The organism is Roseateles aquae (assembly GCF_032337115.1).
GTDB classification, from domain to species: domain Bacteria; phylum Pseudomonadota; class Gammaproteobacteria; order Burkholderiales; family Burkholderiaceae_C; genus Roseateles_C; species Roseateles_C aquae.
Genome location: NZ_JAVXZY010000012.1, coordinates 1 through 23,475, shown reverse-complemented (window position 1 = coordinate 23,475; position 23,475 = coordinate 1). Strand labels below are relative to the sequence as shown.

Sequence of the window (23,475 nt, the reverse complement as noted above, 5' to 3'; positions counted from 1 at the left end):
TCGGCGGTGCCTAGAATCGCCGCCAGCGCGCCGAGCCCACAAGGCCTGGCGCCCGATCGGACTCCAGACCTGAGAGTGAGCAAGGAATGAAAGTCGCCATCATCGGCACCGGCTTCAGTGGTGTCGCCGCGGCCTGCCAGTTGCTGGCGCGCCTGCCCGCCGGCAGCGAGCTGTACTTGTTCAACGCCTCGGGCAGCATGGCCCGCGGCCTGGCCTATGGCACCCAGTCCGATGAGCACCAGCTCAATGTGCCGGCGGCACGGATGAGCCTCTACCCGCAGGATCCCGGCCATTTCCAGCGCTGGCTGCAGACGCAGAGCCTGGCCGGTGACGGCCATGAATTCGTGTCGCGGCGGCTCTACGGCGTCTACCTGCAGGCCAGCTTGCAGGCGGCGCAGGCCGAGCATCCGGGTGTCACCGTGCACAGCGTCGTGGCGGCGGTCCAGGAGCTGGAGACACAGTCCAGCGGCGCCGAGCGGCTGCGCTACACCTGCGCTGACGGCAGCAGCGCAACGCTGGACGTGGACGCGGTGGTGCTGGCGCTGGGCCATTTCGCGCCGCGTGCCGCGCTGCCGGCATTGCAGCAATTGCCGGCCGGGCTTTACATCAACGACCCCTGGCAAGCCAGCGCGCTGGACGAACTCGACGCCGAAGCGCCGGTGGCGCTGATCGGCAGCGGCCTGACGATGCTGGACATGCTCTTGTCGCTGCGCCGCCGCGGCCATCGTGGCCCGCTGCTGGCCTTGTCGCGCCGCGGCCTGCAGCCGCTGGGCCACCGCGCCAACGAACTGCCGCCGCCGAACTGGCAGCTCGACCACGCGCTGACCCGCGAGGCCCAAACGCTGCGCCAGATGACCCGGCTGTTCCGCGCCGAGCTGCGCCGCGCCGCGGCACTGGGCCGCGACTGGCGCGATGTGCTGGGCGCCTTTCGCGCCCACACCGCCAGCTGCTGGAGCCGGCTCGATCTGAGCGACCGGGCCCGCTTTCTGCGCCATCTGCAGGCCTTGTGGGATGTGCACCGCCACCGCGCCGCGCCGTCCGCCATCGCCGTGCTCGAGGCAGCGCGGGCCAGCGGCCAGTTGTGTGCCGTGGCCGGGCGCTTGCAGTTGGTCGAGCTGCTGGACGGCGGCCGTGCGCGGCTGAGCTGGCGGCCCCGTGGCGGTGGCGAGGCGCGAAGCTTCGAGGCCGCGCGCATCCTCAACTGCTCGGGGCCGACGGCCGGCAGCGCCAGCGGCTTTGCCGCCGAACGCTCGCCGCTGCTGGCGGCGCTGCAGCAGCAAGGCCGGCTGCAGCCTTGCCCGCTGGGCCTGGGCCTGCACACCGACGCCGGATTGCGCCTGCTCGATGCGCAAGGGCGGCCTCAAGCCGGGCTGTTCTACCTGGGCCCGTTGCTGAAGGCGCAGCACTGGGAAGCGACCGCCGTGCCCGAGTTGCGCGTCTTTGCCGAGCGCCTGGCCCAGGCCTGCACAGCGCCATGAAAAACGGCCCTCCGAGGAGGGCCGTCTTGCGAATTGTGCGTGCATGACCGGCCGCGGCCGGTCTGTGCGTCACTTCGCCTCAGGGGTAGAGACCGCGTTCTTCGCGGGCCTGAAGCACGCGGGTGCAGGCAACGACGAAGGCCGCCGTGCGCAGCGAGATGCGGTGCTGTTCCGAGGTCTCCCAGATGCCCTTGAAGGCGCCGGTGATGATCTTGTCCAGGCGGACGTTGATCTCGTCTTCGGTCCAGAAGAAGGACGAGAAGTCCTGCACCCATTCGAAGTAGGACACGGTCACGCCACCGGAGTTGGCGATGACGTCGGGCACGACGATGATGCCGCGGTCGGCCAGCACCTGGTCGCCATCGGGCGTGGTCGGGCCATTGGCGCCTTCCAGCACCAGGCGGGTCGAGATGCGCTGGGCACGCTCGGCGCTGATCTGGCCTTCCAGGGCCGCGGGGATCAGCACATCGGTCTTGACGTCCCAGAAGTTCTCGTTGTCGATGCGATCGGCACCCTTGAAGCCGCCCACGCCGCCGGTCTTGGCCACGTGGTCGAGCAGGTCCTGCATATCGACACCCTTTTCATTCAGGATGGTGCCGGTGTGGTCCTGCACGGCGACGATCTTGGCGCCATTGGCGGCGAACAGCTTGGCGGCGATCGAGCCGACGTTGCCGAAGCCCTGCACCGCCACGCGCGCACCTTCCATCGCGATGTTCAGGCGGCGCATCGCTTCACGGCCGATCACGAACACGCCGCGGCCGGTGGCAGCCACGCGGCCCAGCGAGCCGCCCAGCGGGATCGGCTTGCCGGTGACGACGCCGGTCGCGGTGGCGCCGGTGTTCATCGAGTAGGTGTCCATCATCCAGGCCATGATCTGGCCGTTGGTGTTGACGTCAGGCGCCGGAATGTCCTGCTGCGGGCCGATGATGATGCCGATCTCGCTGGTGTACCTGCGTGTAACTTTTTCCAGTTCCTTCATCGACAAGGTCTTGGGATCCAGACGAATCCCGCCCTTGGCGCCGCCGTAAGGCAGGTTGACCGCGGCGTTCTTGATCGTCATCCAGGCCGACAGCGCCATCACTTCTTCCAGCGTCACATCGGGGTGGTAGCGCACGCCACCCTTGCCCGGGCCGCGCGTCAGGCTGTGCTGGACGCGATAGCCTTCATAGTGGGCGATGGTGCCGTTGTCGAGTTCGATGGGGATGTCGACGATCAGCGCGCGCTTGGGGCGGCGCAGCGTCTCGACCCAGCGTGCCAGATGACCCAGATAGGGTTCAACGGCGTCGATCTGGGACAGATAGGTACCCCAGGGACTGTTGCGCGTCGGCGAGACAAAAGACAGATTGGGCATGTACTGCTCCGTAATTTTTTGGTGACGCGAACGGTATCGCGAACCAGATTGGGGACGCCAGCATTTCCAAAGCCAAGTGCACATTCGCCTATGCAGCTTGCGCATAAGGTGCCGAGTTTGCGCCGAAATGCACAGTTTCGCCAGCACTCCGGAGGCATCAAGGCACCGCCTCTGGCGCTGTTGCAGCCATGAGCAAAGCGGCCCGGCATCAGCTGTCGAGCCAGGGCCTCGCATTACCATGGCGGCCATGATGAGCTCGCTGGACCTTGCCCTGTTGTATCTGGTGGCCGCTGTGCTCGGTGTCGTGGTCTGCCGCTCGCTGAAGCTGCCGCCGATGCTGGGCTATCTGGCGGTGGGCGTGCTGATCGGCCCGAACGCGATGGCGCTGTCCGGCGATTCCGAGGGCATCCGCTATCTGGCCGAGTTTGGCGTCGTCTTCCTGATGTTCGTCATCGGCCTGGAGTTCAATCTGCCCAAGCTGCGCAGCATGCGCACGCTGGTGTTCGGCCTGGGGCTGTTGCAGGTGCTGATCAGCATCATCGGCACATTGCTCGGCCAGGCGCTGCTGCAATGGGGCTTTGCCATGATGGGCTGGCCCTGGACGCTGTCCTGGCAGGGCGCCCTGGTGCTCGGCGCGGCGATGGCGATGAGTTCGACCGCCATCGTCGTCAAGCTGATGGCCGAGCGGCTGGAGCTGGAGAGCGAACATGGCCGGCGCGTCATCAGCGTGCTCCTGTTCCAGGATCTGGCCGTGGTGCCGCTCTTGGTGCTGATCCCGGCGCTGAACAGCGATGGCGGCACGATGATGCAGTCCTTGGCCTGGGCCGGCGTCAAGGCGGCGGTGCTGCTGAGCATCCTGCTCGTTGGCGGCCAGACGGCGATGCGCTGGTGGCTCACACTCGTGGCGCGGCGCAAGAGCGAAGAGCTTTTCATGCTCAATCTGCTGCTGGTCACGCTGGGCCTGGCCTGGCTGACCGAGCATGCCGGGCTGTCGCTGGCGCTGGGCGCTTTCGTCGCCGGCATGCTGATCGCCGAGACCGAATACAAGCACCAGGTGGAAACCGATATCCGGCCCTTTCACGACGTGCTGCTGGGCCTGTTCTTCATCACCATCGGCATGAAGCTGGACTGGCGGCCGGTGATCAGCCAATGGCCGCTGGTGATTCTGTTCACCGTGCTGCCCTTGCTGTTCAAGTTCGTGCTGATCGCCAGCCTGGCGCGGCTGTTCAAGGCACCCAGCGGCGTGTCGCTGCGCACCGGCCTCTATCTGGCGCAGGCCGGCGAATTCGGCTTTGTGCTGCTGACGCTGGGCGCCCAGCACAAGCTGCTGGCGCCGGCCTGGGTCAGCCCGGTGCTGGCCAGCATGGTGATCTCGATGCTGCTGACGCCGCTGATCGTGATGTACAGCGACCGCATCGTGATGAAGCTCTCCGCCAGCGACTGGCTGCTGCAATCGGTGGCGCTGACGACGATTGCCAAGAAGGCGATCAAGGCCGATGCCCATGTGATCATCTGCGGCTACGGCCGCAGCGGCCAGAACCTGGCCACGCTGCTGCAGGGCGAGCACATCCCCTATATGGCACTGGACCTGGACCCCGACCGGGTGCGCCAGGCCGCGGCGGCCGGCCAGAGCGTGGTCTTCGGCGATGCCGCCCGGCTGCAAAGCCTGATGGCCGCCGGCCTGGCGCGAGCCAGCGCGGTGGTGATCAGCTATCACGACACCGCCTCGGCGCTGAAGATCCTGCGCCTGGTGCGCTCACACGCCGCCCATGTGCCGGTGATCGTGCGCACGCTGGACGACAGCGATCTGGAAAAGCTGCGCGCGGCCGGCGCCACCGAGGTGGTGCCCGAGGCGCTGGAGGGCTCGCTGATGCTGGCCAGCCATGCGCTGGCCCTTGTCGGCGTGCCGATGCGCCGCGTGATCCGGCTGACCCGCGATGCCCGCGACGCCCGCTATGGCCTCTTGCGCGGCTACTTCCATGGCGCCGATGACGACACTGTCGAGGAGCGCGACCAGGCCCGCTTGCGCTCGGTGACGCTGCCCCAGGCCAGCAGCTATGTCCAGCAGCCGCTGGGCCTCTTGGCGCTGCACGCCACCGGCGTCAGCGTGGTTTCGGTCAGGCGCAGCAACGGCGCGGTGGTCAGCGCCAGCGACGAGTTGCTGCTGGCCGGCGGCGACACCCTGGTGTTGGCCGGCGTGCCGGAGGCGCTGGCCTTGGCGGAAGAAAAGCTGTTGCGCACCTGAGCCTTCAACGGGACTGCTGCGCGATCGCCGCGCCCCAACCCAGCGCGGGCAGCAGGCGCTGCGCCCCTTCAATGCTGAGATGGCCCAGATCGCGGTAATAGGGCAGACCGTCGGCGGCAGCCGTGCGGCAGCGTTGTTCATCGCACAAGGCCGGCTCGAAGCGCAGCACGGGCACATCGGCCTCGCGCTCGGCCCGGTCAAGAAAGGCCTGCACCGCAGCCCGGTAGTGCGAGGCCGCCTGGCGGTCCAGCGAACAGTCGGCCGCAGTGCCCAGGGTCCAGCGGCGCAGCGCTTGCCGCTCCAGGCAGGCCGAGCTGTCAAAGCCGGCCGAGGGCGGCGGCGCAATGAGAATCACCCGCTTGCCCAGTCGGCGCAGCGCTTGAACGGTGTGCCGCAAGGCCAGCAAGGCCGCATCGACACTGGCCGCCTGCAGCTGCTCACCCTGCAGTGCCTGGTAGCGCGTGCCGTCAACATACTGCTCCAGCAGGCTGGACAGGACGACCACGTCGACATCAGCGTCACCGGCCAGATAGGCCAGCACCGAGGCATTGAAGGCCTGGCATTGCTGACTCCAGGGCCGTGCAAAGGTCTCGCCACGCGCCACACTGGCCTTGAACGGCACCAGTCCGAGCAGCGGCCCGCAGGAGGATTTGGTCGCCTGCAGCAGGCCCGGCGCCAGCGGGGCAAGACCTGGCACCAGCGCCATTGCATAGGAATCGCCCCAGACCATCCAGCCGGCCTTGACCGCCGTGCGGCAGGGCGCTGTACCGCTGAAGGGCTGCTCATGATCGCAGGCGGCGGCCAGGCCGTGATTGGGGCGGCGCAGCGTCGCGTAGTCCTGCCCTGCCTGCGGCAGCGCAGGCTGCAGCTGCGACCACCAGGGCAATAGCGCCAACACAGCGCTGGCTGCCGCGATGGCCAGCCAAGCACGTGCTTGTAGCGGCAGCGCCCAACGACGCGGTGGCAGCTCAACCCAGCGCCACATCGCCCAGGCCAGCGGCAGGCACAGCAGCAGCGCGGCCAGGCGCCAGGGCAGCATCGCCTCGGCGCTGGTGGGCCCGACCCAGGCATTGTTCAGCGCCGCCAGCAGCGGCCAGTGCAACAGGTACAGGGAATAGCTGCAATCGCCCAGCCAGCGCAAGGGGCGCAGCAAGCGCGCCGCGCGGCCCTGTTCCGACGGCGCCGCGGCGCACAGCAGCGCCAGCGTGGCCAGATCCACAAGCAGGGCCAGCAGGCCCGGGTGCGGCCCCACTTGCCCCGGCGCCGGCCACAGTGGCGCCAGCAGCAGCACCGCCATGGCCGGCCAGCGCCAGACTGCCAGCCAGGCGGGGCTTGGCCGACGCCCTGCCATCAACAAGGCTCCCAGCGACCCGAGCGCCAGCTCCCAGGCCCGTGTAGGCAGGAGGTAGAAGGCCGCGCTCGGCTGCAGGCGTGCCAGCCACAGACAGCCGAGCAGGCTCAGCAGTCCCAGCAAGGTGATGCCGAGCAGACGCCGCCCCCTACCCAGCCACAGCAGCAGGGCTGGCAGCAGCAGGTAGTACTGCTCCTCGACCGACAGCGACCAGAAATGCAGCAGCGGCTTCAGCTCGGCCGCGCCCTCGAAATAGCCGCTCTGCAGCCACAGCACCAGATTGCTGCCGAACAGCAGGGCACCCAGCTGCTGCTGGCGGTAGTCCTGCAGCTCCAGCGCGTTCAGCAGCCAGGGGGCCAGCAGCGCACAGACCGCCAGCGTCAGGTAGGCGGCCGGCAACAGGCGCCGGGCGCGGCGCCAATAGAACTCGCGCCAGCTGAATCGGCCGGCGTCCTGGGCGCGCTGAATCAGGCCGGTGATCAGAAAGCCGGAGATGACAAAGAAGATGTCCACGCCCAGATAGCCGGCGGGCACGCCCGGCAGCTGTGCGTGGTGCAGCAGCACCCAGAGCACGGCCAGGCCGCGCAGCGCCTGGATGTCCCAACGCAGCCCGTGTTCGCGGGCTTCGTCGGGCGGGGCAGCGGCAGGAACTTGAGACATCGGCAGGACGGGAGGCAAGGCAGCGAGCAGGGCCCGCATTGTTGACTGCCGCCTGTGCGACAGCCAAGCCTGTGCGCCTGCGCCACACTCGCCGCCAAGGCCAAGCCCATCATGACCGACGCGTTCACCCCCCCAAGCCTACAGCGCCGCCGCATCTATCTGATGCGCCATGGTGCGGTCAGCTATTTCGATGGCGCTGGCAAGCCTGTCCTGCCCGAGCAGGTTTCGCTGAACGAGCAGGGCCGCGCCCAGGCGGTGGCCGCGGGCCGGCATTTCGCGGCCGAGGGCGTGCGTTTTGACCGCGTCATCGTCAGTGGCCTGCCGCGCACCGTGCAGACCGCCGCCCTGGTGCTGGAGCACAGTGGCCAGAGCCAGTTGCAGCCCGAGGTCTGGCCCGAGTTCCAGGAAATTCGCGGCGGCCGGCTGGGCGAGATCAGCGAGGCCGATCTGCACGAGGCCTTCACCGGCCTGCACAGCGGCCAGCTGCACGAGGGGCAACGCTTTCTGCACGGCGAGAGCATCGGCGAGCTGCTCGACCGTGTGCTGCCGGCCATTGGCCGCTTGCGTTCAGACCCCGGCTGGGACTGCGCGCTGCTGGTGCTGCATGGGGTCGTCAATACCGCGCTGATCTCGCATGCGCTCAGCGGTGGCCAGCGGCTGATGTTCGGCTCCATCGTGCAATCGCCGGCCTGCATCAATGTGATCGACGTTGGCAGCGAGCCCGGCGACTGGCTGCTGCGCGTCAGCAATTTCGCGCCGACCGGCGCGCTTCATGTGGACGAACGCCACACCACCATGGAAGCGCTGCTTGAGCAGTACCTGCGCTACCGCTCAAACCGGGAACCACGATGATCTGCATCACCGGCACTTATGTCTGGCGCGACGGCGCCCGCTTCGACCACCAGATCTACGAGACCGAACATCTGGCGCTAACGCGCGAACTGCTGGGCCCCTTGGGCCTGACCCGGCTAGAGGCCTTGCGGCTGATCCACCCCAACGGGCCGCGCGAGGGCGAGGCCATCGTCGTCACGCAAGCTCAATTTGAAACACTGGACCAGGCCCGTGCCGCGCTGGCCCAGGCCGGCCCGCAGCTGGCTGCGCATATCAGCCGTTATACCGATCTGCAGCCGCAACTCCGGCTCGCCGAGATCAAGACCTGACCCCATCTTCCGGAAGGACGACAACCATGGACTTCGACTACAGCCCCAAGGTGCAGGCGATGCGCGAGCGCCTGCTGGCCTTCTTCGACCAGCACATCTACCCCAATGAACGGCGCTTCCACGAGGAGGTCGAGGCCAACCGGCGCGCCGGCAATGCCTGGATCCCGACCCGGCTGGTCGAGGAGTTGAAGCCCCTGGCGCGCGCCGCCGGGCTGTGGAATCTGTTCCTGCCGCAGTCGAGCCGCGCGCCGGAAGGCCTGTCCAATCTGGAATACGCGCCGCTGTGCGAAATCATGGGGCGCGTGTCCTGGGCCGCCGAGGTCTTCAACTGCTCGGCGCCTGACACCGGCAATATGGAAACCATCGAACGCTACGGCAGCGAGGCCCACAAGGACGCCTGGCTGATGCCGCTGCTGCGCGGCGAGATCCGCTCGGCCTTCCTGATGACCGAGCCCGAGGTGGCCTCCTCCGACGCCACCAATATCCAATGCCGCATCGAGCGCGACGGTGAGGACTTCGTCATCAACGGCACCAAATGGTGGTCCAGCGGTGCCGGCGATCCGCGCTGCGCCATCTACATCGTGATGGGCAAGACCGACCCGGAGGCCGGCCGCCATGAGCAGCAGTCGATGGTGCTGGTGCCGGCCAACACGCCGGGCATCACGATCAAGCGCCATCTGCCGGTATTCGGTTATGACGATGCGCCGCACGGCCATATGGAGATCGAACTGAAGAACGTGCGCGTGCCGGCTTCCAACGTCCTGCTGGGTGAAGGGCGTGGCTTCGAGATCGCGCAGGGCCGGCTCGGCCCCGGGCGCATCCACCACTGCATGCGTTCGATCGGCGCCGCCGAGCGGGCGCTGGAGTTGATGTGCGAGCGCGCGATCAAGCGGGTCGCCTTTGGCAAGACGATTGCCCAGCAGACCGTTACCCAGGAGCGCATCGCCGAGGCCCGCTGCATGATCGAACAGGCCCGCCTGCTGACGCTGAAGGCGGCTTACATGATGGACACCGTCGGCAACAAGGTCGCCAAGGCCGAGATTGCGATGATCAAGATCGTGGCGCCGAATATGGCGCTGAAGGTGATCGACTGGGCCATGCAGGTCTATGGCGGTGCCGGCGTGTCCGACGACACGCCGCTGGCGCTGATGTGGGCGCATCAGCGCACGCTGCGTTTTGCCGACGGCCCGGATGAAGTCCACCGCAACTCACTGGCCAAGCTGGAACTGGCCCGGCATATGAAGCTGGATCCGAACAAGATCGCGATGCCGGTGACCCGCGGCGCCTGAACCGACACCAGCCCGAGGCACCTAGGGTTTACGCGATCACTCTTTAGGGGGATAAGGGCATCTGATACTGGACGACTGATAGGGTGGCGCCCTCGCCGCCGGCAGCTTTGAATTTTGGTGACGCATTGCACACGGTGATGCGCCGACACGGGCTTGCAGGCATGGCGTCTCACGCTCGGCGAGGCCACACTCGCGAGCCAATGTTCCGGAGTTGAGGATGTTTCGCTCGAACGCGCTGCGCCGGTGGCCCCAGGTGGCCATGGGCGCGGTTTTTATTGTCCAGGTCTTGCTGCTGCTGCAGTCGTTCTACGGCAAGAACGACGGCGAGGCCCTCGCATGGTTGAGCGCGGCGGGCCTGGTGCTCAGCCTGCTGCTGGGCGGCCTGGCCTGGATCGCCATGGCGCAGGCTCGTGAGCTGGCGCAGCGCGCCCGCGACCAGCTGGACGAAGCGATTGACGCGCTGCCCGCCAGTGTCGAGATCTTTGACGAACGCGACCGGATGATTGCCTTCAACCACCGCCTGGTCGAGATCTATCCCCATATGCTGCGCGAGTTCGAACGCGGCGCCAGTTTCGAAGAGTTGGTGCGTGCTTCGCTGGCACGCGGTGGTATTCCTGAGGCCCAGGGGCGGGAAGAGGCTTGGATCGCCGAGCGCAAGACGGTGCGCGGCCAGCAGCGTGAGGCCCTGCTGCAGCGGGTGCACGACAACAAATGGCTGCGCATTTATGAGCGCCGCATGCCCGGCGGCGGCATCGTCGGCGTGCGCATGGACGTCAGCGATCTGGTCCACGAACAGCAACGCCTGGCCGCCAGCCAGGCCCATCTGCAGGCGCTGATCCACGCCGCCACCAACGCCATCGTCACCCTCGACACCTCGGGCCATATGCTCGAGGTCAACCCGGCCTGCCAGCATCTGTTCGGCTTCAGCGCCCAGGAAATGCAGGGCGCGCACCTGAGCATGCTGATAGGCAACGCCCAGACCACCGCCGAGCAACTGCAGCCGGAAGCCCTGCTGGGCAGGCAGCGGGAGTTCAGCGCCCGACATCGCGAGGGCCATGAGCTGACGGTGCAGATGAATGTGGCCGAGGTGAAGACGGCCACCACCCATTTGTTCGTCTGCATCATCACCGACTTCAGCGACCGCAAGCGCCAGGAAATGCGGCTGCGCGAGGCCAATGCGCTGCTGGCGCGCCAATCCACCACCGATGGCCTGACTGGCGTCGGCAATCGCCGCCTGTTCGACCAGTTGCTGATCCAGGAATGGCAACGCAGTGCGCGCACCGGCAAGCCGCTGGCGCTCTTGCTGGTCGACATCGATCACTTCAAGCAATACAACGACCACTACGGCCATGTGGCCGGCGATGACTGCCTGCGGCGCGTCGCCAGCCTGCTCAGCGCCTGTGTCGGGCGCAGCATCGAATCGGTCTGCCGCTACGGCGGTGAAGAGTTTGTCGTGCTGCTCGTCGACACCGAGCTGGAAGGCGCCAAGGTGGTCGCGCAGCGCTGCCTGGACAGCCTGCGCCTGGCCGCCATCGCCCACGCCGCCTCTCCGGTGCGTCCTTGGGTCAGCCTGAGCATTGGCGTTGCCGCCTGCGTGGCCGATGTGCAGCAGCGGCCGCAAACGCTGGTGCAGGACGCTGACGCGGCGCTCTACCAGGCCAAACAGGCAGGCCGTGCGCGCATGGTGTTCGGGCCGCTGAGCGCCTGAAGATCAAAAGGCCTCGTAATCAAAGGCCTTGACGAAAGGCGTCAGCAAGGCCTCGATGTGTTTGAACTCGCTGCCAAAGTGGCGCCAGCGCGCCACCGAGGAGCTGTACAGCGGCTGCGCGACCTGGGCTCGGCTGGGGCTGGCGATCGATTTCTTCGCTGCCCGCTCATGGAAGCTGGCCACCGCCGGGTCCCAGTCCAGACCCAGGAAATCGAACACGCGGCGGAAGGTGGCCTCGAAGTCGGCAATCGTGTCCTCATAGCGGAACTCGATATAGCTGGGCGCCATCAACTCGCGCACATGCATCCACCAGCCCATCACCTGGGCATAGAGCTCGGCCGTGCTGGTCCAGCCCAGCAGGTGGACGGTCGCCGGCGATGGCGCCATCAGCTGCATGAAGCAGCTCAGGCACACGTCGCGCGGGTCGCGCATCACAAAGACGATGCGCGCATCGGGGAATACACAGCTGATCAGGCCCAGATCGACGGTATTGAGCGTGAACTTGTCGACAAAGCCGTCGGTCTGCAGATCCGGGCCCAGCCGGTCGCGGGCCCGTTGCCAGTAGAACGCCCGTAAATGCTGAATGCCGTCCAGATCGAGTCGGCGCAGTTTGTCGGCCGTGCTCGCCGGTCCGGGCTGCAGGCGATGCAACTCGCGATGCATGGCCGCGACGAAATCGGCCTCATCCGCCACATGCAGACGCGGGTGGGCGTCGAGCACTTCTTGTGTCAGCGTTGTGCCGGAGCGGAAGAAGCCGATCAGAAACACGGGCGCCGGCGCTTCGGCGGCAAATGCAGCGCCCTTCCAGCGCTGCAGCAGTTCCCGATCAAACCCGAGCCGGTGGCTCTTGATCATCATCGGCAGCAGATTCACCGGATGACGCTGGTACTCGGGCAGACTCTGGCTGGCCTTGGTCGAGGCATGCAGATGGGGAAAAACCTGGTCAAAACGGCCCTGCTTGTCGAGTACCCGGGCCAACTCCTTGTGGGCGCGAAAGGCCTCGCGCGGCGCCAGGCCCCGCGCTAACAGGGCCTGCAGGCGTTGGGCGGCCAGCTCGCCTTGGCCGCCATCGGCTTCGACACTGGCCAGCAGTACCTGCAACATCTGATTGTCCGGCTGCAGCCTGACGGCGCGTTGCGCGGCATCGAGTGCTTCGGTCTTCTTGTTCAACTGAGCTGCCGCAACGGCCAGCAGCTGCAGCCCGCGCGCGTCTTCCGGCGCCAGCTTCACGGCGGCATCGCAGAGCTGATGGGACGAGATGAAATCACCGAATTGCTGCAGTTGCTGGACGATCTCCAGCACATAGCCAATCTGGCCATCATCTTCGGCCAGATCCAGCAGATCGCCGCCGGCCTCGTTCAACAGCGCCAGCCCCTCATGCAGGCGCCCCAGCGTGCACAGGCTTTGGCCCAGTCCCGCGCGGGCCTGGATGTCATCGGGATCCGCGCTCAACGCCTGCTCGAAAGCCGAGGCCGCCTGTTCATACTGCTGAGCTTGGAATGCCTGGATGGCACGTTGCAAAGGGCTGTTCATGGCAATCCTAGAAATTGGCAAATCCCGCCGGCGCCGGGGTGGGAGCCCAGTCGGCGCGCGGCATTACAACATAGCGCCCCGCGCCACAGGAACTTGAGCGCTGCTTAAATCCGACGGTATGCCTCCCGCGCTGTCGGCTTTCTTTACAACCCTGTCACAACGCTGTCTTGAGTTGCGATATATCTCCAATGATTGCTTTCTAAGTCGTTGAAATTGAAAAGATTTTTGATACCCCCCCAAGAACGTGGGACGCCCTTGGCATGGAAGCTGCTCTACTGCTTACAGTTCCCAGGCGGGGACTCGCTTTCGGTTTAATCAACATAGGTGAGTGACATGATCAAGAAGACACAAATCGCGCTGAGCGTGGCCCTGCTGGCCGCCGGCGCTGCCCACGCTGGCAGCTTCAACAACGGCGGCTTCGAGTCGGGCGACCTGACCGGCTGGACCACTGGCGCTGGCTACTGGAACACCGCCAATATGGCCGACCTGACCCCGGCCAACTATCTGCCCGGTGGCGCCTACTACAACGCCGCCTACGGCGTGCACGACATCACCAACGTCGGTGGCGTTGATGCCATTACCGGCCTGAGCACCGTCCGTTACGGCAACCACGCCGTGCGTACCAACAACGCTGTCAACAACTACAGCGTTTCGCTGATCCAACAGAAGGTCACGAACTACTCCGGTACGTCGATCAACTTCTCGTGGGCTGCCGTTCTGCAGGCTTCGCACGGCGCGACCGATTCCGACAACTTCACCATCACGCTGACCGACAACACCACCAACTCGGTGCTGACGACGATCTCGTACAACTCGGCCACCAACGGCGCGATCTTCAGCCAGACCGGCAGCTGGTTCTACACCAAGTGGATCGACGAGACCATCAACGTCACCGCTGGTCACGACTACACGCTGAGCCTGCTGGCTGCTGACTGCCCCTACGGCGGCCACGCTGGTTACGTCTACCTGGACGGCTTCGGTACCGTCTCCGGCGGCCCTGGCGACACCACCCTGCCTGAGCCCGCATCGCTGGCCCTGGTCGGTCTGGCACTGGCCGGCGTTGGCCTGAGCCGCCGCCGCAAGGCCAAGGCAGCCTGAGCTGGCTTGTAAGATGAAGGCGCCTCCCGGGGCGCCTTTTTTACGCCGGGCCCGCGAATAGCGGGCCTTTGTCCTTGTGGCCTTCGCTCATGGAATCGCCCATGCCTCAGACACTCCGCAGCACCCAAACCGCCCACCGTCTGCCACGCCATGCCGGCCGCCTCAGCCTGCTGAGCCTGGCGCTGCTGCTGGCCTGCAGCAAGCCAGATCACTTCGCTCAGGGCCAGCAGAGCTTGAGCAAGGGCGAATACGCCACAGCCGTGGTGGAGCTGAAGAATGCCGCCCAAGCCCAGCCCGATTCGCTCGAGGTACGCATCGCCCTCGCGGACGCGCTGGAGCGCACCGGCGACACGCTGGGTGCCGAGCACCAGCTGCGCCAGGCGCTGAAGAGCACGCCCAAGGACGAACTGGTACCGCGCATCGCGTTGCTGATGCTGGACCGCATGGATGTGGCCAAGCTTGACCAGGAGTTTCACGATCGCAAGCTGAGCACGCCGGCGGCCAATAGCGAATTGCACGCGGTGCTGGCCTTGGGTCATCTGGCCCTGCAGCACCCGGACAAGGCGCGCGAGGAGCTGAAAGACGTCACGCCTTCGCCCACCGCGTCCTTGGCCAAGGCCCAGTTGCTGCTGGCCGATGGCCAGCGCGAAAAGGCCCTGGCTGAGCTGGAAGCCGTGAACGCACAAGGGCCCGCCAACTGGTGGGTCTTGCGCGCGACCAGCCGCGTCCAGTCCTCGCTGGGCCAGCGGGAACAAGCTTTGAAGACCATTCAGAAGGCGCATGAGGCGGCCCCCTGGAACCGCGGCCTGATCGGTGAATACGGCGAGGCCTTGCTCAACGCCGGCCGCATCGAGGAAGCGACGGCTCAACGCGACAAGCTGCGCAAGCAGGCTCCTGGCTATTTCTGGACCCAGTATCTGAACGCGGCACTGATGGCGCGGGCCGGGCGCTACGAAGAGGCCCACGCGTCGGCGCTGAAGGTACTTGCGGGTGTACCTGACCACCTACCGGCGACGCTGATTGCCGCCTCTGCCGAGCTGCAGAAGGGCGAGACGCTGATGGCCGAAAAGCGCTTGCTGTCGATCGGCAAAAAGCACCCGAACTCCATTCAGCGCATCCAGTTGCTGGCCCAGTCGTACTTGCGCAGCGGCCGCCTGAACGACGCGAATGACATGATTCGCAATGGTCTGGCGCTCGATGCCGAGAACAAGCAGCTGCTGTCGCTGAAGGCCGATGTTGCCTTGCAGCGCCGCGACGCCCGTTTGGCCACACAGGCCTTGGAAGCCCTGTTGAAGAGCGACCCCAAAGACGCCTACAGCCTGCTGCGCATGGCCGAGTTGCAGGGCGGCAAATCCGAAGCCACCCTCGGACTGCTGCAGCGCGCCGCCGAGGCCACGACCGACCAAGGCCTGCAGGACCGCATCATCGCCACCGTGTTGCGCCTGGGGAAACCTGCAGAGGCCCGCAAGTTTGCCGAGGACATGGTCAAGGCACAGCCTGAGCAAGCACAAACGCGGCTGTCCCTGGCTGCAGTGCTGCGCGCCCAGGGTGATGCGGATGGTGCGCGCAAGCAGGTTCAAACCGTGCTCGACAAGAACCCTGCCTACGCACCTGCGCTATCGGCGCTGGAGTTGCTGGCAAGCAATGAAGCACAGCGCGCCGAGTTGCTGACTCGCTATGCGCAAGCCGTCAAGACCAAGGGCAGCCCGGCGCAGACATTCATGGCCTATGCGGCCCAACTCGAACGCGCCGGACAAACGGACCCGTCGCCGCTGAGCGTGCTTGAGCAAGGGCTGAGCCAGTTCCCCGACGACATCCAGTTGCGAGACACGGTTGTCGAAGCCTATCTGCTGGCGGGCAAGCCCGAGAAGGCCATCAGCACCGCGGAATCGGGCGCGTCCGCCAACAACGCGCCAGCCACTGCCGTTGCCTTGCTGGCCACTACCTACCAGCGTCTGGGCAAGCAAAGCCCGGCGCTGGAGGCATGGCGCAAAGCCGTGGCTGCCAGCCCCTTGCGCAATGACTGGAAGCTGCAATTGGCCGAGATGGAGGCCGGCGCCAACCGCCACAACGAGGCTGCCTCGCTGCTGCGCAGCCTGTTGACCAGCCATCCGACCGACGCCCGCGCCTACCGCGCGCTGGCACTCCTGGTGGCCAAAGACAAGCCCAGCGAGGCCATCAGTGTGGCCAAGCAAATGGGCCAGCAGGAAAAGCTGAAGAATGAGGCGCTGTTGCTCGAAGGTGAGGTGCTGCTGCGCCAAGGCAAGTTGGACGACGCGTTGAAGCAATACAGCGAAGCCGTCAAGGCTGGTGCGATACCGGCCGCGGCCATTGCACGCATCAGCGTCCTGGATCAAGCCAAACGTCAGCCCGCCGCGGAGAGTGAACTCGCGACCCTGCTGCGCAATCTGCCCAAGCATCCTGGCGTGCTGCAATTTGCAGCCCAGCGTGCCATGGCCAACGGCCAAGTCGAGGCCAGCCTTGACTACTGGAAGCGCGCTGTCGAGTTGGCACCTAACAACGGGGCGCTGCTCAACGACTATGCATGGGCGCTGGTGCAGAGCAAAAAGCCCGGCGCCGTCGAGGTCGCGCAACAGGCCGTCGCGATGACGGGCAATCATCCCAATGCGATGGACACCCTGGCCCTGGCCCTGGCTCAAGCCGGCAAACAGGAAGCCGCCACCAAGCTGCTGCGCAGCGCCTTCAATCTGGCCCCAACGGTGCCCAGCATCCGCCTGCATCTGGCCAGTGCGCTCAATGCCAGCGGCGACAAGGCCGGTGCCGCTGAATTGATCAAGAACCTGCGCCCCGAGCAGCTCAATGCCGACGACAAAGCCGCGCTGAGCAGGCTGCGCGGCGCCTGAAGCCGCACCGCTTGCACGACAGCAGCCGGCCACTCCACGCCAAGTGACCGGCTGACTTCTTCACGGCTGGCGCATGTGCGGCCGCCTGACCGACAATCAGGCATGGCCAAACCCATTCCCCGCCTCAGCCCCGACGAGATTCAGCGCGTCATCGCCACCGCCTTTGCCGACAGCCCGCCCTACCACCGCGTGCTGATGGAGCATGGCCTGGGGCAGGGCGAACTGGTGCAGCTGCTCAAGCGTGAACTGAGCTCCTCGGCGTTCAAGCTCTGGCAGGCCAAGGGCAAAAGCGCCAAGGTGCCGACCAGCAAGGCCAAATGGCCACACGGTCGCTAAGAGAAGTCTGTCCAAAACGGGGCGGGCCGGCTTGAGACGCTGAGCGCGCCAGACAGCCCTGGCACCTCAAGGTTTCCTCAAGAAATCATTGGTGCGGTGCTCGCCCGCTCGTAAATACCAATGTGATACCGATTGAGTTGCCGCCGTGGCGGTGCTAGCCTGCGCAGCGTTGTCTTCTGAGCAGTAACGCCGCGACCGTCTGCCGCCGCATCAAGGCGATACAGCGGTTGCAACTCCCAGCACCGCGAGCAGCAAAGCACCCGCCACCTCGCTTGCGTGACGCGGATCTAACCGGGCAATGCAATGGCAATCTCTATCCCTCCCATCAAGCAGTCCGTCATGCGCCGTTCGCTGATGGCGCCGCTCTTGCTAGCGGCCTGCGCCGTTAGCGCCGCGCCGCTGACCATCGTCAGCAGCGGCATCATCGAAAGTGGCCATGACGCGCTTGGCCTGTTCGGCCCTGCCAATGGCGATTTGGCCGGCAAGCGCTTTGTGCAGAGCCTTGAGCTGGAAAGCAGCGTGCTGCAGCCCGGCGCCGAACAGCCAGGTCTGCTGGTCGAGCGTGGCAAGCCGGGGCAGGCCGCCATTCGCGGCGAATTGCGCATTGAAGGCCGCAGCTACGCCTGGCAGCTTCGCGATAGCGCCCTGGAGCTGCGTCTGGCCAGCAGCCTGTCGCAGGCGATCGGCGAATCGCGTGTCGATCAGCTCGCCATCGCCCTCAGCGCGACCAGCACGCAAAGCGCGGATGGCAGGACGCTCAGCTGGCAAAGCGGCATCCAGTCCGCCTTGACGCCCTTCAACGCAGACACGCAGCTGCTGCGACCGCGTAGCCCGCAGGCCTGGGCCGCCGGAACCGACGCCGCTGCGCGCTTCAGCGTCGCCACGGCCGCTGGTGGGCGCAGCGAGTTCAGCGCCCGCCTGGCCAGCCTGCAGTGGCAGGCCACACCGCCCGCCATCGCGCAGATCCAGTACATCGACGCCGTCGGCAAGCTGGCCGGTGACAGCGTCAACATCAGCTGGGTCAAATGGTGGGGCGCGCCCGGTGATCATTGGCAGCTGCTGCACCAGGGCAGCACCGTCTGCGAAGGGCAACAGGCACTGCCTGTGGGCCAGCCGGGCGAACAGCAGCAGCATGGCAGCTGCACCGCGGCGCTGGCCGCCGGCGAGAACCGTTTCGTGCTGCGTCTGTGCAGCGGCGACGTCTGCAGCGAGAGCCCGCCCTATCGGCTGATCGTCGAGCAGCCAAGCGTGCAGGGCAGCAGCGCCGCCTGGCGGCCTGAGCAGGTCTATTTCAAGGGCCAACAGGTACAGCACCAGGCTCAGATCTACCAGGCACGGTACTGGACCCAGGGTGAGGCGCCGGGCGACGACAGCGCCGCGTGGCAGGCTGTCGCAAGCCTGAAGTTCGTGCACAGCCAGCTCAGCACCAGCCGCTGGCGCCATGGCGCCGACGCTGCCTACAGCATCATGTTCGACGACTACTGTGGCTGGGCCAACGACGCCGGCCAGCAGCTCGGCGAGCAGGAGCTGAGCCAGCGCCAGCTGGTCGCCGCATTTGGCGTGATGCCCGGGGCATGCGGAGACCCGGCCTGGTCCTACCACTGGCCTCGACTGCAGCAGTTCGTCGCGCGCGGCCACGAAGTCTTCAACCATTCCTGGGACCATGGCCATCCGCTCAACGAGCCCTGGGCGGCCAAGCCCTGGGGCGGGGACGATCTCGAGATCCTCGCCTCGACCCGCAAGGTGGCCGAGCAGTTGCAGGGTTACCAGATGCAGTTCTTCGGGTTTCCGTTTGACGCCGCCAGCGACAGCCAGCTGGCTTATCTGAAGGCCCGGCCGCAGTACCTGGGCACCCGCATGCCGAACTACTGGCAGGCCAACGGCATCAACGACGGCAACTTCAGCGACCCGTTCCGGCTGCGCTTTCAGGTTTACGCCAATGCCGATCAGGCCGATGGCAACCCGGCCTCCTTGAGCCAGTTGCTGGCCGACACCCTGGCCCAGCAGGGTTGGGGCATACGCGTGTTCCACTCAGTGGCTGATGGCTACTATGAATCGGTGCCGCTGGCGAGCTACCAGGCCCATCTCGATCAGCTGCAGCGGGCCGTACAGCAAGGCCGGCTCTGGGTCGGCACCGTCAGCGAGGTGCTCAAGTACCGCTTCGCGCGCGAGCACTGCGCATTGCGTCCGCCGCAGCCGGTGGCGCGCGGGTTGCTGATCAGCTTCGACAACCAGAGCGACGATTGCGTCAAGTACGCCACGCCGCTGACGCTGCAGCTGCTGAGGGCCGACGGCCCGGTGCAGGTCTTCCAGGGCGGGCAGGCCATTCCGGTAAAGCAGGCCTCGGACGGCAGCCTGCTGATCACCGTCCATCCGCGCCAAGGCAGTGTGCTGCTGAACTGACAGCGCCCTCTCGCAAAAGGCCGCTGCAGCCGCGGCAGGGCAGGCCTGCGCAGACCTGCCCTGCCCTACCCAAGGTTTCCACTAACACCATAATTGCATGGACAACAGTAAGCTTTGTGGCATTACATTGGTATCAACAAGGGGTGGGCATGGCAGCAGGTTCTGGTTCCCGTCGAACGGCTCGGCTGACCGCCTGTCTGCTGTCGCTGTGTTTGCTTCAGCTGACGGGCTGTGGGGGTGGCGCCGGCCCCGACCGCGCAGCACCGCCCCCAACGACGCCGCCTCAGCAAAGCGATGGCCAACTGGTCGACCTAACGCAGAGCCGACTGCTCAGCGACGCGGAACTGCGAACCCTGCCCTTTCCTTCAACGCTGATTGCGCCCGCGCCAGGTGAATTGGAATGGCTGCGTTCAAGCCAGCACCCGCTGCGCTCGCTGGTCTATGACCGTGACTTCTCTGATCTTGAATTCATGGGCTCACTGCTCAGCGGCAAGCGCATCGTGCAACTGGGCGAAAGCAGCCATCTGACGCGGGAGTTCAATCAGGCCAAGGTGCGCTTGATCAAGTACCTGCATGAGAAGCAGGGCTTCAACGTGATCGCCTTTGAGTCGTCCATCATCGGCTGCTGGCTGCAGGACGAGGCCCTCCGCCAAGGCCAGGCCGGCGACAGCTGCGTGTTCGGTGTCTGGCGAACCAAGGAAGTGGCCGAGTTGTTCCGCTACATCCAATCCACGCAGAGCAGCGAGCATCCGCTGCGGCTGGCCGGCTTTGATGTCCAGTACTCGTCAGTCAAGAACGACGAGCCCGAGCCGGTGCTGGCCTGGCTGGCGCCGGTGCTGAATGCTGCCGACCCGCAGCAATTCGCCGGGATTGAAGCGCCAGTGCGCAAGGCCATCACGCTGGCCAAAGCGGGGCTGGACTGCGCTCAGCAAAGCCCCGGCCAAGCCTGCTCGGCGTTTGACGACGAATACCCTAAGAATGCCGCAGAGTTGGACGCGCTGGCCAGTCGGTGGCAGCCATACATTGACCAGTCACCAGAGGCGGTGCGGCGCGCACGACTGATGGCCGGGCTGACCATCCGCAATCTTCGCGATCGGCTGGATTTCATACGCACCTTCATCAGCGAGCCGAACCTGGACACTGTCCGCGACGGCTTCATGGCCAGCAACATCAAGCGCCTGGCCACCGACATCTATCCGCAGGAAAAGCTGATCGTCTGGGCCCACAACGCCCACGTCAGCCGCGCCCGGCTGCTGGCAGTCAACCCAGGCAGTGGCCGACATATGGGCAACTTCCTGGCCGAGGACTGGGGCCAGCAGCTCTATACCGTTGGCCTCTACATGCTGCGCGGTGAGACCTACGACCTGGCCCGCAAGGTCATCACCGTGCCGAGTACCTTCCCCTTTGAGTCGATGGAGCGCTACCTGGCCTCGTTGCGGCTCGCTGCGGTCTTCCTGCCCTTGGACGCAGCAGGCCATGGCGGGCTCAACTCCGCCTGGCAGCGGCGTGCCATCAACGCTTACGTCTGGGGTTCCTCGGCAAGTCAGGAGGTTTTGACCGACAACTACGACGCACTTTTGGTCATCGATCGCACAAGCCTGCCGGAGGCCCTGAACTAGCTCGGGCGAAGTGTGTCCGCCCTCGCTCTGCGACGCCTTTGCACGCCATAACACCTGCCACCGTTCAGACGAAGAACTTGCGCCGTCAAATGCCGTGTTGCCGCGCAGCGCGAACAGGCGACGGGGTCGCAGCCGCGACATCGCCGGTCAATGGCCGGGCTTGCTGCTAGAGTCCGCGCCATGAAGCTGCTGATCGTCGATGACCATCCGATGGTGCGTGCCGGGGTGGCCAGCACGCTGCAGTGCATCGATCAGGGGCTTGAACTGCTGCAGGCGGCCGATGGTGTCGAAGCGCTGAACTTGCTGGCCGAGCATCAGGACATCGCTCTGGTCGTGCTGGACCTGCGCATGGCAGGCATGGCAGGCTTCGCCGTGCTGGAGCAGTTGCGCCAGCAGCATGCCGGCGTGCCGGTGTTGGTCCTGTCCTCGTCCGAATCCGCTGACGATGTGCGCCGGGCGCTGAAGGCCGGCGCGCGTGGCTACTGCCCCAAGTCGTCGAGCCCAGCCACCGTGGTGGCAGCCGTACGACTGGTGCTCAGCGGTGAAATCTATGTACCGCCCTTCATGGCCCAGGCCGCCGAGGCGCCGCTTCAGCCCCAGCTTGGCGACATGACGCCGCGCCAGCGCGACGTGCTGCAAGAGCTCTGCAACGGCAAGTCCAACAAGGAAATCGCCCGGGCCCTGGGCATGCAGGAGAAGACGGTCAAGGGCCATGTCTCGGCGCTGTTCAGGCAGCTGCACGTCGTGCACCGGCTGCAGGCCGTCGAGGTCGCCCGCGCCTCGGGCCTGGTCGGCGACGCCGGCCTTGCTGCTGGCGACGGCTGATCGCAGGCGTCGCCCTCAGGCCGCCGGCATCGCGATGGCTCGCTCCATCGCCTCGCGCAGCTGGCCCTGTGTCACTGGCTTGTGCAGCAGCGGCAAGCCGCTGGCCACCGCCTCGCGCAATGGCGCGGGGGCGGTGTCGCCGGTGACCAGCACGGCCGGGATGTCCTGGTTGAAGGCGTCGCGCAGCTGCTCGATGGCCGCGATGCCGCTGTCGCCTTCGCCCAAGCGGTAGTCGCACAGCAGCAGCCGCGGCGGCGCAGCCAGACGCATCAGCTGCGGCATCAACTCACGCACGTTGGCCGCCGCAAAGACCTGGCAGCCCCAGGCCGATAGCAGCGCGCTCATGGCCAGCCGGATATCGGCGCTGTCATCGACGACGATCACCACATCGCCCTCTGCGAGCTGCGGCGGCGGCTGGTCGCTGGCCTCGGGCATGTGCGGTGAACCCGTCGGCGCATCGGCCAGCGGCAGCCACAGCGTGAACACCGTGCCGCGACCGGGCCGGGAGCGCAGCAGCAGCCGCAAGCCCAGCAGGCTGACCAGACGCTTGACGATGGCCAGCCCCAGGCCCAGGCCCTGCTCGCGTTCACGCTCCGGATGGGGCAGTTGCACGAACTCCTCGAACACCTGCTGGCGCCGCTCCCTGGGAATGCCGACACCGGTGTCGGCCACGACGATCTCGGCGCGGCCGCGGCGCACCCGCAGGCGCAGCAGCACCGCGCCGGCCACCGTGTAGCGCAATGCATTGGACAGCAGATTGCGCACGATGCGTTCCAGCAGCACGGGGTCACAGCAGACCGTCGAGCGCTGTGCGGGCGGCAGATCGCAGCGGAAGACCAGCCCCTTGCTGGCGGCGAGCAGGGCCTGATCGGCGGCCACACGCTCGAGCAGCGCCTGCAGATCCAGCGTCTGCCAGTCCGGCTGCAGCAGATCGGCATCGAGCTTGGAGATGTCCAGCATGGCATTGAACATCGCCCCCATCGCGTCAAGGGCGCTGCCCACCTGGCGCAGGATCTGCTGCGCCTGCTCCTTCGAGGGGTTATGTCCCAGCGCCCCAACGAACAGCGACAGCGCATGCACCGGCTGACGCAGGTCGTGGCTGGCGGCGGCCAGAAAGCGGCTGCGCGATCGGCCGAGCTCCAGCGCCCGGTCGCGCTGGACCTCCAGATCGACCGCCAAGGCATTGGCGATATGGCGGTTGTGCAGCGATTCGACCAGGGTGCGATGCATCTGGCGGGCAAAGCTCAGGTTCACCGCGACCCAGACCAACAGCAGCGCCAGGGCAACGACGAAGTACTGCCCCTGGGCCATCGAGCCCGCCACCGCAAAGCCCAGCACCGTCGGCCCGAAGAACACATACAGCGCCGGCAGATGGGCGCTCAGCGACTGCATGACGCCGGCCCCCAGGCCGCTCATCAAGACCATCAGCAGGCGCAGCTTGGCAAACTAAGTGCAACACCTTCTCCAAAAGAGGTGGGGAGTGGCGACACTGTTCACACCTCATCCGGCAAGAAGGGGTTGTGAACATGGAATATCGCCAACTCACCCAAGACGA

General features: G+C 66.2%; 16 protein-coding genes. 12 read left to right on the top strand and 4 right to left on the bottom strand.

Translation table 11 applies throughout. From position 1 onward, the window contains the following. Positions 1–86 precede the first annotated feature (86 nt). Positions 87–1,478: an FAD/NAD(P)-binding protein gene (locus RQP53_RS21995; RefSeq protein ID WP_315652854.1), complete on the top strand. Its 1,392-nt coding sequence runs from the start codon at positions 87–89 to the stop codon at positions 1,476–1,478. Between the two features lie 79 nt (positions 1,479–1,557). Here RQP53_RS21995 and RQP53_RS21990 read toward each other — a convergent pair whose 3' ends face one another. Beyond that, positions 1,558–2,829, bottom strand: a complete 1,272-nt coding sequence (locus tag RQP53_RS21990; RefSeq protein WP_315652853.1) for a Glu/Leu/Phe/Val family dehydrogenase — start codon at positions 2,827–2,829, stop codon at positions 1,558–1,560. A 250-nt stretch (positions 2,830–3,079) separates the two neighbouring features. Here RQP53_RS21990 and RQP53_RS21985 point away from each other — a divergent pair, with 250 nt between their 5' ends. Further along, entirely contained in the window at positions 3,080–5,074 is a 1,995-nt protein-coding gene (locus tag RQP53_RS21985; RefSeq protein ID WP_434064138.1) for a monovalent cation:proton antiporter family protein, read from the top strand. Positions 5,075–5,078: 4 nt separating this feature from the next. Here the strand turns inward: RQP53_RS21985 and RQP53_RS21980 are convergent, their stop codons facing one another. After that, positions 5,079–7,085 (bottom strand): acyltransferase family protein, encoded by a 2,007-nt coding sequence (locus tag RQP53_RS21980; protein ID WP_315652851.1) that lies wholly within the window; start codon positions 7,083–7,085, stop codon positions 5,079–5,081. 111 nt (positions 7,086–7,196) lie between these two features. On the opposite strand from RQP53_RS21980, the gene RQP53_RS21975 reads away from it, so the two are divergent. The 4 genes from RQP53_RS21975 to RQP53_RS21960 all read left to right on the top strand — a co-directional run bounded on the left by RQP53_RS21975 (position 7,197) and on the right by RQP53_RS21960 (position 11,242). After that, positions 7,197–7,937: a histidine phosphatase family protein gene (locus RQP53_RS21975; RefSeq protein WP_315652850.1), complete on the top strand. Its 741-nt coding sequence runs from the start codon at positions 7,197–7,199 to the stop codon at positions 7,935–7,937. Next, positions 7,934–8,245: an EthD family reductase gene (locus RQP53_RS21970; RefSeq protein ID WP_315652849.1), complete on the top strand. Its 312-nt coding sequence runs from the start codon at positions 7,934–7,936 to the stop codon at positions 8,243–8,245. The genes RQP53_RS21975 and RQP53_RS21970 overlap by 4 nt, the downstream gene beginning before the upstream one ends. A 26-nt stretch (positions 8,246–8,271) precedes the next feature. Further along, positions 8,272–9,534: an acyl-CoA dehydrogenase family protein gene (locus RQP53_RS21965; protein ID WP_315652848.1), complete on the top strand. Its 1,263-nt coding sequence runs from the start codon at positions 8,272–8,274 to the stop codon at positions 9,532–9,534. Between the two features lie 217 nt (positions 9,535–9,751). Beyond that, entirely contained in the window at positions 9,752–11,242 is a 1,491-nt protein-coding gene (locus tag RQP53_RS21960) for a GGDEF domain-containing protein (RefSeq protein ID WP_315652847.1), read from the top strand. 3 nt (positions 11,243–11,245) lie between these two features. On the opposite strand, the gene RQP53_RS21955 is transcribed toward RQP53_RS21960, so the two are convergent. Beyond that, entirely contained in the window at positions 11,246–12,775 is a 1,530-nt protein-coding gene (locus RQP53_RS21955; protein WP_315652846.1) for a tetratricopeptide repeat-containing sulfotransferase family protein, read from the bottom strand. A 333-nt stretch (positions 12,776–13,108) separates the two neighbouring features. Here RQP53_RS21955 and RQP53_RS21950 point away from each other — a divergent pair, with 333 nt between their 5' ends. The 6 genes from RQP53_RS21950 (at position 13,109) to RQP53_RS21925 (ending at position 21,920) form a co-directional block, all read left to right on the top strand. Then, positions 13,109–13,873, top strand: coding sequence for a PEP-CTERM sorting domain-containing protein (locus tag RQP53_RS21950; protein ID WP_315652845.1), 765 nt, complete (start codon positions 13,109–13,111; stop codon positions 13,871–13,873). Between the two features lie 101 nt (positions 13,874–13,974). Next, positions 13,975–16,737: an XrtA/PEP-CTERM system TPR-repeat protein PrsT gene (gene prsT / locus RQP53_RS21945; RefSeq protein ID WP_315652844.1), complete on the top strand. Its 2,763-nt coding sequence runs from the start codon at positions 13,975–13,977 to the stop codon at positions 16,735–16,737. Positions 16,738–16,839: 102 nt separating this feature from the next. Then, positions 16,840–17,073 (top strand): DUF2805 domain-containing protein, encoded by a 234-nt coding sequence (locus tag RQP53_RS21940; protein WP_315652843.1) that lies wholly within the window; start codon positions 16,840–16,842, stop codon positions 17,071–17,073. Positions 17,074–17,412: 339 nt separating this feature from the next. After that, positions 17,413–19,476 carry a carbohydrate-binding protein gene (locus RQP53_RS21935; protein WP_315652842.1) on the top strand — a complete coding sequence of 688 codons (2,064 nt, stop codon included), beginning with the start codon at positions 17,413–17,415 and terminating at the stop codon, positions 19,474–19,476. A gap of 149 nt (positions 19,477–19,625) precedes the next feature. After that, a complete protein-coding gene (locus RQP53_RS21930) occupies positions 19,626–21,095 on the top strand; it encodes an erythromycin esterase family protein (protein ID WP_315652841.1) in 1,470 nt (489 codons plus the stop codon). A gap of 180 nt (positions 21,096–21,275) precedes the next feature. Continuing rightward, complete coding sequence (locus tag RQP53_RS21925) at positions 21,276–21,920, top strand: response regulator (protein WP_315652840.1); 645 nt, start codon at positions 21,276–21,278, stop codon at positions 21,918–21,920. Positions 21,921–21,935: 15 nt separating this feature from the next. On the opposite strand, the gene RQP53_RS21920 is transcribed toward RQP53_RS21925, so the two are convergent. Then, entirely contained in the window at positions 21,936–23,345 is a 1,410-nt protein-coding gene (locus RQP53_RS21920; protein WP_315652839.1) for an ATP-binding response regulator, read from the bottom strand. Positions 23,346–23,475 lie beyond the last annotated feature (130 nt).

What these genes read in the sequence shown, in the direction of transcription:
- RQP53_RS21995 (WP_315652854.1), top strand. Translation starts at nt 87, where the DNA reads ATGAAAGTCGCCATCATCGGCACCGGCTTCAGTGGTGTCGCCGCGGCC.
- RQP53_RS21990 (WP_315652853.1), bottom strand. Translation starts at nt 2,829, where the DNA reads ATGCCCAATCTGTCTTTTGTCTCGCCGACGCGCAACAGTCCCTGGGGT.
- RQP53_RS21985 (WP_434064138.1), top strand. Translation starts at nt 3,080, where the DNA reads ATGAGCTCGCTGGACCTTGCCCTGTTGTATCTGGTGGCCGCTGTGCTC.
- RQP53_RS21980 (WP_315652851.1), bottom strand. Translation starts at nt 7,085, where the DNA reads ATGTCTCAAGTTCCTGCCGCTGCCCCGCCCGACGAAGCCCGCGAACAC.
- RQP53_RS21975 (WP_315652850.1), top strand. Translation starts at nt 7,197, where the DNA reads ATGACCGACGCGTTCACCCCCCCAAGCCTACAGCGCCGCCGCATCTAT.
- RQP53_RS21970 (WP_315652849.1), top strand. Translation starts at nt 7,934, where the DNA reads ATGATCTGCATCACCGGCACTTATGTCTGGCGCGACGGCGCCCGCTTC.
- RQP53_RS21965 (WP_315652848.1), top strand. Translation starts at nt 8,272, where the DNA reads ATGGACTTCGACTACAGCCCCAAGGTGCAGGCGATGCGCGAGCGCCTG.
- RQP53_RS21960 (WP_315652847.1), top strand. Translation starts at nt 9,752, where the DNA reads ATGTTTCGCTCGAACGCGCTGCGCCGGTGGCCCCAGGTGGCCATGGGC.
- RQP53_RS21955 (WP_315652846.1), bottom strand. Translation starts at nt 12,775, where the DNA reads ATGAACAGCCCTTTGCAACGTGCCATCCAGGCATTCCAAGCTCAGCAG.
- RQP53_RS21950 (WP_315652845.1), top strand. Translation starts at nt 13,109, where the DNA reads ATGATCAAGAAGACACAAATCGCGCTGAGCGTGGCCCTGCTGGCCGCC.
- prsT (WP_315652844.1), top strand. Translation starts at nt 13,975, where the DNA reads ATGCCTCAGACACTCCGCAGCACCCAAACCGCCCACCGTCTGCCACGC.
- RQP53_RS21940 (WP_315652843.1), top strand. Translation starts at nt 16,840, where the DNA reads ATGGCCAAACCCATTCCCCGCCTCAGCCCCGACGAGATTCAGCGCGTC.
- RQP53_RS21935 (WP_315652842.1), top strand. Translation starts at nt 17,413, where the DNA reads ATGCGCCGTTCGCTGATGGCGCCGCTCTTGCTAGCGGCCTGCGCCGTT.
- RQP53_RS21930 (WP_315652841.1), top strand. Translation starts at nt 19,626, where the DNA reads ATGGCAGCAGGTTCTGGTTCCCGTCGAACGGCTCGGCTGACCGCCTGT.
- RQP53_RS21925 (WP_315652840.1), top strand. Translation starts at nt 21,276, where the DNA reads ATGAAGCTGCTGATCGTCGATGACCATCCGATGGTGCGTGCCGGGGTG.
- RQP53_RS21920 (WP_315652839.1), bottom strand. Translation starts at nt 23,345, where the DNA reads ATGGTCTTGATGAGCGGCCTGGGGGCCGGCGTCATGCAGTCGCTGAGC.